3 protein-coding genes are annotated in these 1,346 nt (G+C 66.4%); all 3 read left to right on the forward strand.

What is annotated here, in order from left to right; all coding sequences use genetic code 11:
- Positions 1-371, forward strand: a 371-nt coding sequence (locus AC1DU6_RS31370; protein WP_477862058.1) for a zinc-binding dehydrogenase, incomplete at its 5' end; no start/stop codon positions are given.
- Positions 368-1,111 (forward strand): triose-phosphate isomerase, encoded by a 744-nt coding sequence (tpiA, locus tag AC1DU6_RS31375; RefSeq protein ID WP_056196912.1) that lies wholly within the window; start codon positions 368-370, stop codon positions 1,109-1,111. The genes AC1DU6_RS31370 and tpiA, both read left to right, overlap by 4 nt.
- 59 nt (positions 1,112-1,170) lie before the next feature.
- Positions 1,171-1,346: preprotein translocase subunit SecG (gene secG, locus AC1DU6_RS31380; RefSeq protein WP_477862061.1), on the forward strand; the 176-nt coding region annotated here is incomplete at its 3' end.

Consider the following 1,346-nt stretch of genomic DNA (forward strand, 5'->3'; position numbering starts at 1 on the left):
GTGTTGACGTGATCCTGGACATGGTGGCCGGCGACTACATCGACCGTGGCGTTCAGGCGCTGGCCGAGGATGGTCGCCTGGCATTGATCGCCGTGCAGGGCGGCGTGAAGTCGGAGATCGACGCTGGCCTCGTGCTACGCCGCCGCCTGACGATCACCGGTTCGACACTGCGCCCGCGCTCGGCAGCGTTCAAGGCGGGCCTTGCGCGATCACTGCGCGACAAGGTCTGGCCGCTGATCGAGGCCGGTCGCATCAAGCCCGTCATTGACCGCGAGTTGCCCGCGGCCCAGGCGGCCGAGGCGCACACGCGCATGGAATCCAACCAGCACATCGGCAAGATCGTGCTGACCTGGTCAAGGAGTGAGCCGTGAGAAGAAAACTCGTCGTTGGCAATTGGAAGATGCACGGCAGCCGCGCTGCCAACGCCCAACTGCTGGCCGGCCTCAAGGAGGCGGGCCCCTGGAACGCTGACGTCGCCGTCTGCGTGCCCACCCTCTATATCGCCGAGACGGCGCTTGCGTTGACCGGCACGGCCATCACCTACGGCGCGCAGGACTGCTCCTCGCACGAGCAGGGCGCCTACACCGGTGAGGTCTCGTCGGCCATGCTGGCGGACGTCGGCTGCCGCTACGCCATCGTCGGCCATTCGGAGCGCCGCGCTTATCACGCGGAAAGCGACCAACTGGTCGCCGACAAGGCCAAGGCCGCGCTGGCCCATGGCGTGACGCCCATCGTCTGCGTCGGCGAAACGCGTGCTGAGCGCGAAGCCGGCCAGACCGAAGCCGTCGTCAAGCGGCAACTCGCCGCCGTCATCCACACGCTGGGCCATTGCTGCGGCGAAATGGTCGTTGCCTATGAGCCCGTCTGGGCCATCGGCACCGGCCTGACCGCCTCGCCCGCCGAGGCGCAAGCCGTGCATGCGGTGCTGCGCGCGCAGTTACACGCCGCGACGGACAAGTCCGGTGTCATGCGCATCCTTTACGGCGGCAGCGTCAAGGCTGACAACGCGGCCGAGTTGTTCTCGCAGCCCGATATCGACGGCGGCCTGATTGGCGGCGCGTCGTTGAAGGTGGCGGATTTCGCCGCCATCTGCTTGGCGGCGACGCACTGAGTTTTTCGGGCGCCTGGCACTGAGGCCGGGCGTCAACAAGTTTTGATGGAGTGTTTGGAATGCAGTTCTTTGCGAATCTGGTGTTGATCGTTCAGTTGCTCTCGGCCCTGGTGATCATCGGTCTGGTGCTTGTGCAGCACGGCAAGGGCGCCGACATGGGCGCGTCCTTCGGCAGCGGTGCCTCGGGCAGCCTGTTCGGTGCCACCGGCAGTGCCAACTTCCTGTCGCGCAGCAC

The organism is Roseateles sp. P5_B10, assembly GCF_056400485.1.